The sequence below is a fragment of the Martinezella hainanensis genome (genome assembly GCF_900094555.1).
GTDB classification, from domain to species: domain Bacteria; phylum Pseudomonadota; class Alphaproteobacteria; order Rhizobiales; family Rhizobiaceae; genus Rhizobium; species Rhizobium hainanense.
The window spans coordinates 263,252-278,386 of the sequence record NZ_FMAC01000003.1 but is presented as its reverse complement, the minus strand read 5'-3'; the positions used below and the strand labels follow the sequence as shown (position 1 = coordinate 278,386).

The 15,135-nt window shown below is 61.3% G+C and carries 13 protein-coding genes; 4 read left to right on the top strand and 9 right to left on the bottom strand.

Annotated features, from left to right (window positions below):
• Positions 1-42: 42 nt before the first annotated feature.
• On the bottom strand, positions 43-522 hold the full coding sequence (locus tag GA0061100_RS11840; protein ID WP_075852900.1) for an Lrp/AsnC family transcriptional regulator: 480 nt from the start codon (positions 520-522) through the stop codon (positions 43-45).
• A gap of 119 nt (positions 523-641) precedes the next feature.
• On the opposite strand from GA0061100_RS11840, the gene GA0061100_RS11835 reads away from it, so the two are divergent.
• The 4 genes from GA0061100_RS11835 to GA0061100_RS11820 all read left to right on the top strand — a co-directional run bounded on the left by GA0061100_RS11835 (position 642) and on the right by GA0061100_RS11820 (position 6,811).
• Positions 642-2,720 (top strand): alpha-ketoacid dehydrogenase subunit alpha/beta, encoded by a 2,079-nt coding sequence (locus GA0061100_RS11835; protein ID WP_075852899.1) that lies wholly within the window; start codon positions 642-644, stop codon positions 2,718-2,720.
• Between the two features lie 2 nt (positions 2,721-2,722).
• Complete coding sequence (locus GA0061100_RS11830; protein WP_075852898.1) at positions 2,723-3,940, top strand: dihydrolipoamide acetyltransferase family protein; 1,218 nt, start codon at positions 2,723-2,725, stop codon at positions 3,938-3,940.
• A gap of 17 nt (positions 3,941-3,957) precedes the next feature.
• Positions 3,958-5,148 carry an aromatic amino acid transaminase gene (locus GA0061100_RS11825; protein ID WP_075852897.1) on the top strand — a complete coding sequence of 397 codons (1,191 nt, stop codon included), beginning with the start codon at positions 3,958-3,960 and terminating at the stop codon, positions 5,146-5,148.
• 337 nt (positions 5,149-5,485) lie between these two features.
• The gene (locus GA0061100_RS11820; protein ID WP_075852896.1) at positions 5,486-6,811 is read left to right on the top strand and encodes an MFS transporter; all 1,326 of its coding nucleotides are present in this window, start codon (positions 5,486-5,488) and stop codon (positions 6,809-6,811) included.
• Positions 6,812-6,889: 78 nt separating this feature from the next.
• Here GA0061100_RS11820 and GA0061100_RS11815 read toward each other — a convergent pair whose 3' ends face one another.
• The 8 genes from GA0061100_RS11815 to GA0061100_RS11780 all read right to left on the bottom strand — a co-directional run bounded on the left by GA0061100_RS11815 (position 6,890) and on the right by GA0061100_RS11780 (position 15,131).
• Positions 6,890-8,254 carry an amidase gene (locus GA0061100_RS11815; protein WP_075852895.1) on the bottom strand — a complete coding sequence of 455 codons (1,365 nt, stop codon included), beginning with the start codon at positions 8,252-8,254 and terminating at the stop codon, positions 6,890-6,892.
• 17 nt (positions 8,255-8,271) lie between these two features.
• Positions 8,272-9,489: an ABC transporter substrate-binding protein gene (locus GA0061100_RS11810; protein WP_075852894.1), complete on the bottom strand. Its 1,218-nt coding sequence runs from the start codon at positions 9,487-9,489 to the stop codon at positions 8,272-8,274.
• Between the two features lie 16 nt (positions 9,490-9,505).
• Positions 9,506-10,570 (bottom strand): CobW family GTP-binding protein, encoded by a 1,065-nt coding sequence (locus tag GA0061100_RS11805; RefSeq protein ID WP_075852893.1) that lies wholly within the window; start codon positions 10,568-10,570, stop codon positions 9,506-9,508.
• Positions 10,560-10,892 carry a hypothetical protein gene (locus GA0061100_RS11800; protein WP_075852892.1) on the bottom strand — a complete coding sequence of 111 codons (333 nt, stop codon included), beginning with the start codon at positions 10,890-10,892 and terminating at the stop codon, positions 10,560-10,562. The genes GA0061100_RS11805 and GA0061100_RS11800 overlap by 11 nt, the downstream gene beginning before the upstream one ends.
• A 45-nt stretch (positions 10,893-10,937) precedes the next feature.
• Complete coding sequence (locus tag GA0061100_RS11795) at positions 10,938-11,819, bottom strand: polysaccharide deacetylase family protein (RefSeq protein ID WP_075852891.1); 882 nt, start codon at positions 11,817-11,819, stop codon at positions 10,938-10,940.
• Between the two features lie 32 nt (positions 11,820-11,851).
• Entirely contained in the window at positions 11,852-12,955 is a 1,104-nt protein-coding gene (locus GA0061100_RS11790; RefSeq protein ID WP_075852890.1) for an ABC transporter ATP-binding protein, read from the bottom strand.
• Positions 12,956-13,033: 78 nt separating this feature from the next.
• Positions 13,034-14,266 (bottom strand): ABC transporter substrate-binding protein, encoded by a 1,233-nt coding sequence (locus tag GA0061100_RS11785; RefSeq protein WP_075852889.1) that lies wholly within the window; start codon positions 14,264-14,266, stop codon positions 13,034-13,036.
• Positions 14,267-14,363: 97 nt separating this feature from the next.
• Entirely contained in the window at positions 14,364-15,131 is a 768-nt protein-coding gene (locus GA0061100_RS11780) for an SDR family NAD(P)-dependent oxidoreductase (protein ID WP_075852888.1), read from the bottom strand.
• Between the last annotated feature and the right edge of the window lie 4 nt (positions 15,132-15,135).

Genomic DNA, 15,135 nt, shown 5'->3' with positions numbered 1-15,135 from the left:
TGAGATGCTCGCAATGTTCAAGGCGAGCACAGCCGGAAGCTTTTATCGCGTGACATTCGTCGGCAACGCCGTCGTGTATTTCACGCATTTCAGCGAGAAGTGCGACGACGAGCTCAGCACCGCCTCGTGCGTCAGGATACCGCGCATCAAAAGTCCTTCATACTCCCTGACATCGGCGACGACGGCGCGGATGAGATAATCCCACTCGCCCGACATGGAATAGCATTCAAGCACTTCGCGATAACTTGCAATGAACTGCTCGAAATCGCGTCGCGTCGCGGGATCATGGGTCTTCATCTTGACCTGGCAGAAGACGTTGAGACCCTTGCCGATCTTGTCGGCATCGACGAGGCGAACCGTCCTGCCCAGCACGCCGGCACTTTCTAGCGCCTTGATCCTGCGCCAGCAGGACGCGGGCGACGCGCCGACCTTTTCGGCGAGCGCTGCCTGGCTGATATCGCCCTCTTCCTGCAGCACCCGAAGGATCGCTCGGTCGACGTGATCAAGATCGAAAACTTCCATTCAGAAATCCGCCAATTGTGAAACGTATATTTCAAATCCTATTCCGAAACCTGGCAAATTGAAAGGAATAGCGCGGGTGTTCTGAATTAGAATCTTGGGGCCATATGGAGGAGAATCACATGGCCCAATTAGCCTTCAAGAATCATGAGCGAAACTCGCCCGACGATCGCATCGACTGGCGCCGAGTGGCCTATCTCGTCCACCTTTCCAGAAGCCTCGACGAGATGGAGGAGAAGCGTCTCGTTCCGGAAAAGAAGGTTCTCTATCAGTTTTCGGCGCGCGGCCACGACATGGCGCAAATCCTCCTCGGAATGCAGCTGACGGGTCTGCATGACGCCACCTGCGGCTATTATCGCTCGCGGCCGCTGCTGCTTTCGCTCGGCGTCGACCCGACCGATGCGCTGGGCTCCGCCATGGGTCGCGCCGGCGGCTATTCGGACGGTCGAGACATTGGCGTCGTCTTCAACTATCCGAACCGTTCGGGCGCCTCCGCTCTACCCATGTGCGGCGGTGTCGGAGCACAGTACACACCCACGGCCGGCTGGGCACAGGCGATGAAATACTATGCGAACACGCTTGGACGCGCTGAATACGCTCGGGATATCGGCGTCGTGCTTGGCGGCGACGGCTCCGTTGCCTCGAATGGCTTCTGGGCAGCTCTGAGCGCCGCAACGACGCAAGCACTGCCGATGCTGTTCTACATCGAGGACAACGGCTTTGGCATTTCGGTGCCCTCGACGGTGCAGACGCCCGGAGGCAATATCGCAGCCAACCTCGCCAGCTGGAGAAATCTCGCAATCTTCGATGGCGACGGCTGCGACCCGGCCGAAGCAGCGCATTTGATCCAGGATGCGGTCTCCTTTGTTCGCGACGAGCGCAAGCCCGCTCTCCTGCGGCTGACGGTGCCGCGCCTTGAGGGCCACAGCTTCCAGGACACACAGACCTACAAGAGCGAGGAAACCGTAAGACGCGAGTGGGAGCGGGATCCTCTGCCGCGCCTCAAGGATTTTCTGGTCCCCGCCGTGATGACGGCACAAGAATGGGATGCCTGCGAAAGCGAAGCGCGAGAGGTAGCCGAAAGCGCCCGCGTGGCAGCCGAAGACCGGCCGGTCGCCGATCCCTCTTCCGTAACCCGCCATGTGTTTTTCGATGGCGACATGCAGACGATGGGCGGTCAGCATCCGTCCGGATATGTGGCGCCGGCGACAACGGCCGAGCCCGAAACCGCCGGCCCGCGCATCAACATGGTCACAGCGATCCGCAGAACGCTCGAACACGAGATGGCGATCAATGAGCGCGTCGTCATGTTCGGAGAGGATATAGGCCCCAAGGGCGGCGTGCATGCCGTGACCCTCGGTCTGCAGGAAAAATTCGGCAACGAGCGCGTTTTCGATACCTCCCTGTCCGAAGAGGGCATTATCGGCCGTGCGGTCGGCATGGCGCTGGCCGGACTCGTCCCCATTCCCGAAATCCAGTTCCGGAAATATGCCGAGCCGGCGACCGAACAGCTGAACGACTGCGGCACCATTCGCTGGCGCACCAACAACCGCTTTGCCGCCCCGGTCGTGGTGCGCATGCCCGGCGGATTCTTCAAATGCGGCGATCCCTGGCACAGCCAGACCAACGAAGTGGCCTTCGTCCATCAACCCGGCTGGAAGGTCGCCGTTCCCTCGAATGCGGAGGATGCCGTCGGCCTGCTGCGCACCTCGATCCGCGGCAACGACCCCGTTATCTTCTTCGAACACCGGGCCATGCTCGACCACGCATGGGCGCGGCGCCCCTACCCGGGCGATGATTTCGCATTGCCGTTCGGTAAGGCAAAGCTGACGCGGACCGGCAGCGACATCACCATCGTCACCTGGGGCGCCATGGTGCAGCGCTGCGAGGAAGCAGCCGAAGGCATCTCCGCCGATATCATCGATCTCCGCACGTTGATGCCCTGGGATCAGGAGGCCGTACTAGCTTCCGTCGCCAAGACGCATCGCTGCCTCATCGTCCACGAAGACCTTGAAGTCGCGGGGTTTGGTGCCGAGATTGCCGCTGTCATAGCGGACAAGGCATTCACGGACCTCGATGCGCCGGTCTCGCGTCTGACCATGCCAGATATTCCGAGCCCGCATAATCCCGTGCTTCTCGACTGGGCCGTGCCGTCTACCGAACGGATCGCCAAGCGCATTGCCGAAATCCTGGAGTTCTAGGAATGACTGATACCATCGAGATTACGGCCCCGATCGAACAGGAAGGCACCAAGGCGGTCGTCCGCAACTGGGTGAAGCAGATCGGCGATCACGTTCGGGAAGGCGACGCTCTGGTCGAGCTGGAAACCGACAAAGTCACTCAGGAGATAGCGGCACCGTGCGACGGTATCTTGAGCGAAATCGCCATGTCGGATGGCGATGATGCCGTGCCCGGCGCGATCCTCGGACGAATGAGCATCGAGACTATGAACGGCGTTGCAGCGCAAGCGGCCGAGGCTCCGTTGCAAATACAGCCGGCCTCACCTGCGACCGCCTCCGCCGCCGCTTACTATTCGCCGGCCGTTCGCAAGGCTGCCGAGGAATATGGGATCGATCCTGCCAGCTTGAAAGGCAGCGGCAGGGACGGGCGGATCACGCGCGCCGACATGGATCATGCGCTGGAAGCCGGCAAGACACATCCATTGGCGCCGGTATCACAGCAGGCGGCAACCGAGCTGCCCTCTCCATCAGCCTCGGCTGACGGCAGATCGCGGCACGTCCCGCATTCGGCCATGCGGCTTTCGATCGCAAGGCACATGGCCCAATCCCTGGCGGCAGCGCCACAGGTCACGGCCATTTTCGAGGCGGATTTCACGGCGATCATACGCCATCGCGAAAGCCACAAGGACCGTATGAAGGCCGAAGGCGTAAACCTCTCCTACACCGCCTATTTCGTGGCGGCATCCGTTTCAGCCATGAAGCTCGTGCCTGAGGTCAACAGCCGGTGGCACGATGACAGCCTGGAAATATTCGAAGACGTCAATATCGGCGTCGGGATCGCCTTGGGCGACAAGGGCCTGGTCGCGCCGGTCATCCGGCGGGCGCAGGATCTTTCGCTTGAGACGATCGCCGCCCGGCTCCAGGATCTGACGAACAGGGCTCGCTCCAATGCCCTCAAGGGCGAGGAGTTGAAGGGCGGAACCTTCACCATCTCCAATCATGGGGTTTCCGGCTCCCTGGTGGCATCCCCCATCATCATCAACCAGCCGCAATCCGCCATTCTCGGCATCGGCAAACTGGAGAAGCGTGTCGCGGTGCGGGAGATCGATGGTGCCGATACGATCCAGATCCGTCCGCTTGCCTATGTATCGTTGACGATTGACCATCGCTCCCTGGACGGGCATCAAACGAATGCTTGGCTGACCGAATTCGTAAGGGTTCTGCAGAACTGGCCTCAGTGAGTGCAAGGGAGGAACAAATGAACAAGACATCGTTTTTCGATAGCCTTACGGAACAGAAGCCGGATCCGCTGCTTGAACTGATTGCCAAGTTCGCGGCCGATCCGCGATCCGGAAAGATCGACCTCGGCGTCGGCGTCTATCGCGATGAGACCGGCCGCACCCCTGTCATGAGAGCCGTCAAGGCGGCCGAGCGCCATCTCTGGGAAACTCAAGAGTCCAAATCCTATATCGGCCCCGAGGGCGATCCTGCCTTCCTGCGCGCGCTGGCGCTCGAAACCTTCGGTGAACACCATGGCGGCAGGCTGCTCGCCGGAATTCAGACCCCTGGCGGCACAGGCGCCCTGCGTCTGGCGGCGGAGCTCCTCGCCCTCGACAAACGACGGAAGATCTGGATTGGCACGCCGACCTGGGTCAATCATCAGGCAATCTTCGCCGCCGTCGGCCTTCAGGTCGGAACCTATCGCTTCTTCGATATCGGCAAGCAGGCCGTTCTCGATGACGAGATGCTCGCGACCCTGCAGAACGCCACACCCGGCGATGCGGTGTTGCTGCAGACGAGCTGCCATAACCCAACGGGTGCGGGACTGTCACCGCAGAACTGGCTAGACATTGCCGACATCATCGCTGCCAGGGGACTGCTGCCGCTCTTCGACAATGCCTATCAGGGCCTCGGTCACGGCCGGATCGAAGACGCAGCCGGCATGATGACCGTCATCGAAACCGTCGGCGAAGCGATGGTTGCCGTCTCCTGCTCCAAGTCCTTCTCGCTCTATCGGGAACGCACCGGTGCAGTCTATCTTTTCGGGGATCAGCACGCACAGTTGAACAAGGGCATCGGCAATCTGGCGAGCCATGCCCGCGCCAGCTATTCCATGCCGCCAGCGCATGGGGCTGCTATCGTTGCGGCGATCCTGCAGGAGCCGTCACGACGCCACGCCTGGGTCGATGAGCTCAGCGAAATGCGCAACCGCATAGCCGAAATCCGCCGGGCTGTTGCAGAAGCCTTTGCACAATTCCGTCCTGAGCTTGCTAATATTGCTTCGCAGGAAGGCATGTTCTCCCTTCTGCCGATCTCTCCGGAAAATGTCGGGCAGCTTCAAGCCGAACATGGCATCTACATGCCGGATTCCGGCAGGATCAACGTCGCAGGGATGCGGGTCGAGGATGTCGCATCGGTGGCTCAGCGCATCGGTCCATATCTGGCCTGAATATACGCCAAAATAGCCCGACGTTTCGCGCAAGGGCCTGATCGGAACGCGCTGATCGGCTTGCCGGCCGAAGCTTATGCGGTGCATGCAACTCGGCAAACCGTCCTCATACACAGCCGCTTGGACGCTCCACTCGCCCCGCAAGTGGAGCGAGCACGTGCGGCTTTGCGCCTATTGACCTTTTCATACATAAATATAATCTGCGTATATGCATGCAGATGGACGCTTTTTGGCGGCCATCACGACGATGGCCGGATCGAGATCCGGTTCAAGCATGCAGGCAGCCTTGCCCGCGATGGTCTCGCTACGTGGCATTCTGCCTTTGGGAGGAGTGAATATGACAAACGACAATCCGGCGCTGCAAAGCGCCGTGCGCAAGGCAACCATTCGCCTTTTGCCCTTCCTGGGCTTAATGCTGATTCTGAACTTTCTCGATCGATCCAATGTCGGCTTCGCCAAGACAGCCTATCAGGCCGATACCGGCATTTCGGACGCGGCCTACGCTTTCGGCGCCGGCATTCTCTATCTGGGCTACGCCACCTTCGAAGTGCCAAGCAACCTGATCATGCAGCGCGTCGGCGCACGCCTGTGGCTCAGCCGCATCATGATCACCTGGGGTATCGTCTCGGCCTGCATGGTCTTTGCCCACACACCAACGAGCTATTACATCGTTCGCTTCCTGCTCGGCGTCTGCGAGGCAGGCTTCTATCCGGGCGTCTTGCTGTACCTGACCTACTGGTTCCCGGCCAAGCAGCGTGCCCGAGCCACCGGCCTCTTCTATCTCGGCGTTCCCCTGTCGCTGGTGATCGGCGCCCCGCTTTCCGGCTGGCTGCTCACCCATCACGATGTCCTTGGCCTCACCAACTGGCAATGGATGTTCGCAGTCGAAGGGATAGCAGCCACGATTGTCGGCATCCTGGCCCTATTCTTCCTGACAAGCCGCCCCAATGAAGCAAAATGGCTAACGGCAGAGGAGAAGAACGCGCTGAACGCCGTGATCGAGGCGGAAGAGCGCAGCAAGCTTTCCGAAGTCAAACACTCCGTCTTCAGCGTACTGAAGGACTGGCGCGTCCTTGCTTTCATCGGAATCTATCTGTTCATCCAGATCGGCGTCGGCCCGATCACCTTCTATCTGCCGGCGCGGCTGGCTCAAGCTCTTGGCGGCGGTGTCAACACCTGGGTCGGCGTGCTGCTCGGCCTGCCCTGGCTTTGCGCGCTCTTCGCGACGCGTTTCTTCACCGTCTATGCCGACAAGCATGACAATCATCGCATCGTCTGCATCGCCATGCTGACGGCAGGCACCATTGCGCTTGGAACAATCGGCCTGACGATGAACCCCTGGGTCATGGTGATTGCCGCCTGCATCGCAGTCCCAGGCCTCGCCTCATCCCAGCCGGTCTTCTGGAGCCTGCCGACCCGCTATCTCGGCGGCGTCGGTGCGGCGAGCGGCATTGCCTTCATCGTTTCGCTCGGAAACCTCGGCAGCTTCGCATCGCCGCAGATCAAGGCCTATGTCGATGCAGCCACAGGCAATGGCGATATCGGCTTCTATATCCTCGCCGGCTGCTGCTTCCTGTCTGTCGTGCTGTTGATCGCGCTCGGCTCGCATCGCCGTTGGATCGCCGATGCCGAACCGGCGGCCGGTAGCAACCGCACACATTGAACAAGCAAAACATTCGATCCCCACTCGCCTGAACGCGGGTGGGGATCAAACCGGCAACAAGATGCGCCTGGAATTGCTCTAGCCGGTAACGATCCCTTCGAGCGCTAGTGCTGCTCCCAGCAGCCGCTCGTCATGGTTCTTCGGCGCCGACAACAGGAAACCGACCGGCATTCCGGCATCCCCCACGCCACAAGGCAGCGACACGCCGCACCAATCGAGAAAATTGCCGATCGCGGTGTTGCGCAGCGTCCTGCCATTGATCTTCACGAACAGTTCGTCGTCGGCTTCCAGCGGTGCAAGCGCCGGCGCGACATGAGCAACAGTCGGATAGGCGATGAACTCGTTCGGCCCGAGCGTTGCGGCAACCTCCTTGATCAGTTGTTCGCGCACCTTAAGCGTTTCCAGATAGCCAACCAGGGTCGTCTTCTCGCCCATCCGCGTCCGGGCAACGACGCGCCGGTCCATGGCATCGGCTTCCGGTCCTGCCAGACGGCGATGATGCAGCACGAAGGCCTCAGCGGTGACCAGCGGTCCATACTCGGCCATCAGCTCAAAGAACCTTTCGAAGGCCGGAAACGCAGCCCGTCGGATCTTGACGCCTGCGGCGCTAAGCTTCGCAAGCGCCGCCTGGAATGCGGTAACAACACCATCCTCGGCATCGTCCATGACCACGTTCGTCGGCACGATGAGGGAAAGCCCGGCGGGTTCGGCACGCTCCACCTCGGGGACAAAGCGTCCGCGCATTGCGGCATCGACCCATATGGCATCCTGGACACTGCGGCACAGGGGGCCAAGAGAATCGAGGCTTGTCGACAGCGGAAAGACCCCGGCCATGCTGTAGCGGCCATGACTTGCCTTATAGCCGACAAGGCCATTGAAGGACGAGGGTATGCGTACGGAGCCGCCTGTATCGGTGCCGATCGACACCGGCACGAGACCCGCGGCGACGACAGCTGCAGAACCGGAAGACGAACCGCCAGGAATGCGCGCGACATCCGTCGCAAGCGGATTGAGCGGCGTGCCGTAGTGCGGGTTGAGACCGAGGCCGGAGAAGGCGAACTCGCTCATATTGACCCGGCCGACGGCGATCATGCCTGCAGCCTTCAGCGCTTTTACGACATCAGCATCATCCTGTGCGGGCTCGGCATCGGCAAGCACGATTGACCCGGCCGTCGTCGGCAAGCCGGCGATGGCGAAAAGATCCTTCCAGGCGACGGGGATACCATCCAGCAGCCCGCGCGAACGTCCGTCGCGCAGCCGCCTGGACGAAGCCGCCGCCTCTTCCATCGCGCGCGCCTCCAAGAGCCGCGTGAAGATCGCCTGATCCTTATAAGTCCGGATCGCATCGAGGGTCTCTTCGGCCAGCGCGACCGGATCGAGACTGCCGGACTGGATCAGGACCGAGAGCTGCGCGATCGATTTGCCGAGATGTGTCTGTGTCATAGGCCCTGCTCTCCTCTTCAGCCGACTAGCTGCATCCAGCGGCGCACGAGATAATTGTGCTCATCCATTGTCGTATTCCAGACGGCAATGCAATTGGCGCGCTGCCAATAGGATCCGCCGCTGCGCACCGAACCCTTTCTGATCCGCAGCTGCCCATCCGGGCCGGGCAGGTCCTCGCTTGCCGCGGCACCTTCGTACCAGTAATCCCATTCGGCCTGTGTCATGAACTGGCGCGAGCGCTGCGGCGTCGAGATATAATAGCCCTGCCGTGCGACCACCGCGCCCGGCCAGCCCGAGATCCACCAGTTCAGATAGTCATAGGCGACATCGAGCAGGCGGCCGCTCAGATGCTTCGAAAGACACAGGCCGCCGTGCCAGGCGCGGTAACCTTCCGCCGGCACGGCCTGTTCGACGGGAGAGCCCTTGGAATTCAGGATGCCGATACCAGGCGACCACATGCTCTGAACGCTGGTCTCGCCGGCGATCATCAGCCGCGCCGCATCCTCGGCGGTTTTCCAGAAATCGCGGAAGAATCCGGCCTTCTTGCGCTCCTCCAGCAGATCGATCAGCTGGTCGATTTCCTGGACCGACATATTGCCGATATCGTCGAACGACATGAGACCGGCCGCCTGTGCCGCCAGCGCCGCATCGAAGATGCCGATGGCAGGTTCGTCCACCAGCGCCACCCTGCCCGCCCAGCGCTCGTCAAAGAGCGCGCCCCAGGAATGCATGCCGACGCCGTTCGTCGCCAGATCCGTCCGATAGGCAAAGCTGTCGAAATTATGCGTGGTCGGCAGCATGGAGATAAAGCGTGACGGCGTGTCGCCGAGCGCAAGATTGGGCTGAACGAACAGCTTGCGCGCCGGCACGTCGCCCAGCCCCATTCTGGGATTGGGGCCGATATGGCCGGTCTTGGTGAGATCATTGACCTCATCCCAAAGCACGATGCGTTGGGTGTCGATGGGCTGGATCGCGCGCCAGTGCCAGACGATATCGAGATTGTGAAAGCACTGGTCGTAGATGTCGTAGGTTTCCGGCTCTCGCGCGGCCTTGAACTGCGTCGTCAGGAAGTCGTTGTTGTCGAACGTCACGTCGATGCCGAGATCGTCCTCGGCCTGCAGACGCAGCTCCTCCAGCAGCGAGATCGCGGTGCCGAGAACACGCAAACGCGGCCGGCCGGCCAGATGCAAGGCGGGAGCAGCCAGATTTTTTGCGACGGATTGATGCTTGTTCATGTGGATACCGGTTGTCTCATCGCGCCGCGGCGATCGGGCCAGATGCAGCGGGTGGCGTCTGCGACATGCGCGCCAATGTGAAGGCTTCGAAAGAGCGTTTCAAGAGAGCGCCGTCAAGCCCATCCAGAATGAAGACCAGCCGCGAGGTGCGATCCTCCGAAGGCCATCCCTCCATATGCACCGGTGTATGAACCAGATGCTGGACGCCGTGAACGGCAACGGGGCGCTCCTCGCCGCTGAGGTTGAGTATGCCCTTCACCCGCAGCACGCGCTCGCCGTGCCGATTGAGCAGCATTGTCAGCCAGAGCCCGAAGGCCGTCCAGTCGACCGGTCTGTCGATGCTGAGCGAAATCGAGGAAATGGCCGCCTGATGCGCCACGCCGTCCGACGAGACGAGCTGCACCGGCTCCTCGCAGTAAAAACCGCTTTGCGACAGGCTGCTACTGGATGAAACATTGCTCTGGACGGCGACCAGCGAGGAGAGATCGAGATCAGGATCGGCCGCGATCAGGATCGGGGCATCGGGATTGAGTGTGCGAAGACGAGTCTGGAGAGACTGTCTATCGTAGTCGGTGTCGAGACCGGTCTTGGTCACGATCAACCGATCAGCGACCGCGGCCTGCCGGTTGGATTCGATATAGGTGTCGAGCTGGCGCAACCCGTTCACGGCATCGACCGTCGTGATCACGTTGCCGGCGCAGAAGTGATGCCGGAGAACAGGGTCTGCCTTGATGGTCGACAGAACCGGGAATGGATCAGCAAGACCCGTGCTTTCGATGACGACGCGCCGGAACGGCGGCAGCAGCCCGCGCTCGCGGCGGGAATAAAGCTCCTTGAGCGCGGCTGCGAGCTCGCCCCGCACCGTGCAGCAGACGCAGCCGGAGCGTAGCAGCACCATTTCTCCGTCGACGCTTTCGACGAGGTCGTGGTCAAGCCCGATCTCGCCGAATTCGTTGATGAGCACCGCCGTATCGGCAAACGCGGGGTCCGCCAGGATGCGCTTCAGCAGCGTCGTCTTGCCGGAACCGAGGAACCCCGTCAGCAGATTGATCGGCAGAAAGCCGCTCGCTTCAATCGACATGCCGCGCCTCCATCCTGGCGATGAAGGCATCGTCGAGCGGATCGCAGGGCCGGCCGACAAGCCTTTCGGCCGCCGGCCAGAGGTGACCGAGATCCTCGATGATCTCGCTCCTGCCCGTTCGCGTCGACAAGACGAAGGATGCACCCTGCCAGTCGGTGAGGACGAGACCGAAACCCGAGAGCATCGCATTGGCGGCCCGCACCCGCGCGGCGCGCTCACGCCGCCGGTCGGGGCTGGCGTGATTGCGCGTGAACACTCCTGGCCGTGCCGCAGCATCCGTCCAGTGCTCATTGCCGCCGAGCACGCCGCACAGTGAACACATGGCAATCACCTCCGTGAGATGCACTCAGTACTTCAGCCTAACCGGCTATTTCTTGCGCGGAAAGCGGGCGGCGAAATCGTCGGCGATCTCGTTCATCGTCACGAACTTCACGCCGGGATGTTTTATCATGTGTGCGTAGAGCCGCTCCAGCATCATCAGCACCTGTGGCCGCCCGGCGACATCGGGATGGATGGTGATCGGGAAGACGGCGTAATCCATCTCGCGATAGACCCAGTCGAACTGGTCGCGCCACATCTGCTCGATATGATGCGGATTGACGAAGCCGTGGCTGTTTGGGGATTTCTTGATGAACATCATCGGCGGCAGATCGTCGAGATACCAGGATGCCGGGATTTCGATCAGGTCGGTTTCCTGACCGCGCTTCAGCGGCACCATCCAGTCCGACGGCTTGCGCGAATAGTCGATCTTCGTCCAGCTGTCGCCGACGCGCACATAATAGGGTGTGAAATCGTTATGCATCAGCGAGTGGTCATACTTGATGCCGCGCTCCAAAAGCAGCTCATTGGTTACATTGGAGAACTCCCACCAGGGTGCGACATAGCCGGTCGGGCGCTTGCCCGAAAGCTTGGTGACCAGCTCGATGCACTTGTCGAGGATCTCCGTCTCCTGCTCGCGCGTCATGGCGATCGGATTTTCGTGGCTGTAGCCATGGATGCCGATTTCATGGCCAGCATCGGCCACCGCCTGCATCTGCTCCGGGAAGGTCTCGATGGAGTGGCCGGGAATGAACCATGTCGTCTTGATGCCGAAGCGCTCGAAGAGCTTCACCAGCCGCAGGCTGCCGACTTCGCCGGCAAAGAGGCCGCGCGAAATATCGTCAGGCGAATCCTCGCCGCCATAAGAGCCGAGCCAGCCGGCCACGGCATCGACGTCGACACCAAAACTGCACAAGATTTCCTTTGCCATGGGATGACCTCCTTTGATCGGGTTTTCTTTAATCAGTGAGCTGGAATGACGGTCGCGTTGGCCGGATCCCAGGTAAGCATGACCTCCGCGCCGACGGGAAAAGCGCTGGGCCGGTATTTGTCGACATGCGCCTCGAGCGCGAGGCCACGGCCGTCGGGCAGGCTGATGCCGATCTGCGAGATATGGCCGACAACGTCGAAACGCTCGACGCGTGCGCCGACCACATTGCCGCCGAAGGTCCGGGCGAGATCTTCGAACGCCGAGCCACCTGCCGCGTGAACCTCGATCGCCTCCGAAGGGATGACGATGTTGACCTTGCTGGAGAGGCCGCCATTGGCGCAGCCTGACAGCGTGCCGAAAGAGGTCGAGACGAATGTGCTGTCGGCCTGCGAGCCGGCGACCTCACCCTCGAAGATCGTGTTGCGGCCGATGAACTGAGCCACGAACGGCGTGTCCGGCCGCGTATAGAGTTGATGCGGCGGGCTGATCTGCTCGACCCTGCCCTGGTTCATCACGACGATGCGATCGGACAGCGCCAGCGCTTCCGACTGCGCATGAGTGACGAATACGAAGGTTACGCCAAGCTTCTTCTGCAGCAATTTGAGTTCATTCTGGATCGCCTTGCGCAGATTGGCATCGAGTGCGCCCAGCGGCTCGTCGAGAAGCAGCACGTCCGGCTCGACCACAAGACCGCGCGCAAGCGCGATACGCTGGCGCTGGCCGCCGGAAAGCTTATCCGGCTTCCGCTCGGCAATATCCTCCAGCCCGAGGGTGGCGAGGATACGGTCGACCCGCGCATCCCGTTCGGCCTTCGCCATGCCCTTGACTTCCAGGCCATATCCGACATTCCGGCGCACGGTCATATGCGGAAACAGCGCATAGTTCTGGAATATCATCGATGTCGGGCGCTTCTGCGGCCGGACATCGTTCATGCGCTCGCCCTTGATCATCATGTCGCCGGAGGAAATGCTCTCGAAGCCGGCGATCATGCGAAGCGTCGTCGTCTTGCCGCAACCCGACGGGCCGAGGAAGGCGATGAATTCGCCCTTCTTGATCGAGAGATTGAAGTCGATGACGGCTGGCGTGCCATTGTCATAGACTTTGCCGACATTGATGAGTTCCAAATCATACATCACGAGAGATCTCCGGGCGTGGACGAGAAGGCGGACATCGCCTCCTCGCAGAGCTGAGAATGGATGGCGGACGCCACCGCATCACGCATTGAGGAATTCATCCCACTTCTGAACGAGATGGTCGTATTCGTCCGGCCACTGGTGCCAGTAGGCGACGTTCTTGGCGCGCTCGGCCAGCGAGCCGCCATCGCGCAGGTCGCCTTCCTTGATGCCACGCTCGGCGGCGCCGACCCAGGGCTTGCCCTCGTACCAGAAGGCATATTTGTCCGGCGCCATGACCTTCTCGATATTGGTCGATGGCGAATAGTAGCCCTGCTCGGAAACCGTGATGCCGGGCTCGCCCGAGAGCCAGTAATCGGCATAGGCGATCACGGCTTCCTTGTTCGGCGTGCCTGCGATCATCGACGGGCCGATCGCCCAGCCACGATAGCCTTCCTTCGGAACGGCATATTTGCACGCCTTGCCCTGGGCCTTGACCGCCATGACAGCCGGCTGCCAGGCGTCGCAGACGACCATTTCGCCAGATGCCATCAGGTTGACCAGTTCGCCGAAATCGCCCCAGAGGGCACGGAACTGCCCGTCCTTCTTCTTGGACACGAGGAATTTCGCCGCCTCGTCGATTTCGGCCGTGCTCGGATTGCCGGGATTCTTGACACTCAGAAGGCCGAGCGTGTTCATGGCCATGATGGCCTGGCCAAAGGCGATCAGCGGATCGGTGTTGAGGCCGGACTTGCCCTTCCACTTCGGATCGAAGATCGCCGACCAGGTGTTGGCTTCTTCAGCCGAGAGAACGTCCGGATTGTAGCCGATAGAGTCATAGTTATAGACGGCGGGCACCATGTTGAGCGTGGTCTTCGCATCATCGGCCCAGATCTGGCCGACGATCTGCTGCTTCGGCCCCCACTTGTCGGAAGGCGTGGTGAAGGTATCGCGGATATTGGCCCAGTTCTTCAAGGAGGCTGCCGGCACCGGCTCGACATTGTTGGTCATGACGATCGACGGCAGGCGCTCGCCGATGATCTCCCAGCAATCGTAATCCTTGGAGCCGGAAAGGATCTTGGTCTGCGCATCCGGGAAGGTCGCAGCCGTGCCGGAGGTCTGCCCGACGCCGCTCACCTTGCGGAAATCGTCGAGGATACGCTCCTGAACCGTCACCGAAAGGCCGATGGTGCGCAGCTGCTCCTTGGCAAGGTTGGCAGCCTGTGCGTAGGCCGCCCGCGACGACAGGAAGGGCGTGCCGCCCCCGATCGCGAGCGCCATGACGCCGGCGGAATGCTTCAATAGAGAGCGTCTGTTCATTTCCATTTTGGACATTTTGTTCTCCAGTGCTGATTGCTGTTCCCTGAACCCTTTGCGGGCCTATTTCATTGCCATATCGCCTGTTGCCCGGCTGTTGCCGGACCGGGGGCGATCAGTACCGCCCCACGAGGAGGCCACCATCCACGACCAGAACCTGGCCGGTCATGTATCTCGCGCCGTTCGAGGCGAGGAATGCGATCACGTCGGCGATATCTTGCGGTTCGCCGAGCCGGCCCATCGGAATGAACTCCGCCGCCTTTTCCGCGCCGGCGGGGCCGAGCGAATTCTCTTCCGAAAGAAGCTGTGCCGTGCGGATGTAGCCGGGAGCGATACCGTTGACCCTGATGCCGTCCTTTGCCAGTTCCACGGCAAGCCCGCGCACCAGCCCGACGACGCCGGATTTCGCCGCCGAATAATGGACATGCTCGTCCCAGCCATAGGCCACGCCCATGATCGAAGAGAGGGCGACGATGCTCCCCGATCTGCGGGCGCGCATACCGGGTACGGCAGCACGCACCAGCTTGAAGATGCCCTTCAGATCGACATCCATGGTCAGGTCCCACTTGTCGTCGGTGAGTTTTTCGAGGGGGGTGCGATGCGCGATGCCGGCATTGGCGACGATAATGTCGATCTTGCCGAAGCGCGCCTCGACATGGGCCACCAATTGGTTCGCCGCTTCCGTCGAGCGCACGTCGTAAAGATGAAACTCGGCCGAGCCACCGGCGGCGAGAATATCGCGAACCGTCTGTTCGCCTTCCTTCTCGAGGATGTCGGTGACGACGACATGGTCGCCGAGCGCGGCAAACGCCTTGGCTGCCGCTTGGCCGATGCCGATGCCCGCGCCCGTGACGATGACAACCCGCTTCTCTAAACTATCCATCTGC

What these genes read in the sequence shown, in the direction of transcription:
- GA0061100_RS11840 (WP_075852900.1), bottom strand. Translation starts at nt 522, where the DNA reads ATGGAAGTTTTCGATCTTGATCACGTCGACCGAGCGATCCTTCGGGTG.
- GA0061100_RS11835 (WP_075852899.1), top strand. Translation starts at nt 642, where the DNA reads ATGGCCCAATTAGCCTTCAAGAATCATGAGCGAAACTCGCCCGACGAT.
- GA0061100_RS11830 (WP_075852898.1), top strand. Translation starts at nt 2,723, where the DNA reads ATGACTGATACCATCGAGATTACGGCCCCGATCGAACAGGAAGGCACC.
- GA0061100_RS11825 (WP_075852897.1), top strand. Translation starts at nt 3,958, where the DNA reads ATGAACAAGACATCGTTTTTCGATAGCCTTACGGAACAGAAGCCGGAT.
- GA0061100_RS11820 (WP_075852896.1), top strand. Translation starts at nt 5,486, where the DNA reads ATGACAAACGACAATCCGGCGCTGCAAAGCGCCGTGCGCAAGGCAACC.
- GA0061100_RS11815 (WP_075852895.1), bottom strand. Translation starts at nt 8,254, where the DNA reads ATGACACAGACACATCTCGGCAAATCGATCGCGCAGCTCTCGGTCCTG.
- GA0061100_RS11810 (WP_075852894.1), bottom strand. Translation starts at nt 9,489, where the DNA reads ATGAACAAGCATCAATCCGTCGCAAAAAATCTGGCTGCTCCCGCCTTG.
- GA0061100_RS11805 (WP_075852893.1), bottom strand. Translation starts at nt 10,570, where the DNA reads ATGTCGATTGAAGCGAGCGGCTTTCTGCCGATCAATCTGCTGACGGGG.
- GA0061100_RS11800 (WP_075852892.1), bottom strand. Translation starts at nt 10,892, where the DNA reads ATGTGTTCACTGTGCGGCGTGCTCGGCGGCAATGAGCACTGGACGGAT.
- GA0061100_RS11795 (WP_075852891.1), bottom strand. Translation starts at nt 11,819, where the DNA reads ATGGCAAAGGAAATCTTGTGCAGTTTTGGTGTCGACGTCGATGCCGTG.
- GA0061100_RS11785 (WP_075852889.1), bottom strand. Translation starts at nt 14,266, where the DNA reads ATGTCCAAAATGGAAATGAACAGACGCTCTCTATTGAAGCATTCCGCC.
- GA0061100_RS11780 (WP_075852888.1), bottom strand. Translation starts at nt 15,131, where the DNA reads ATGGATAGTTTAGAGAAGCGGGTTGTCATCGTCACGGGCGCGGGCATC.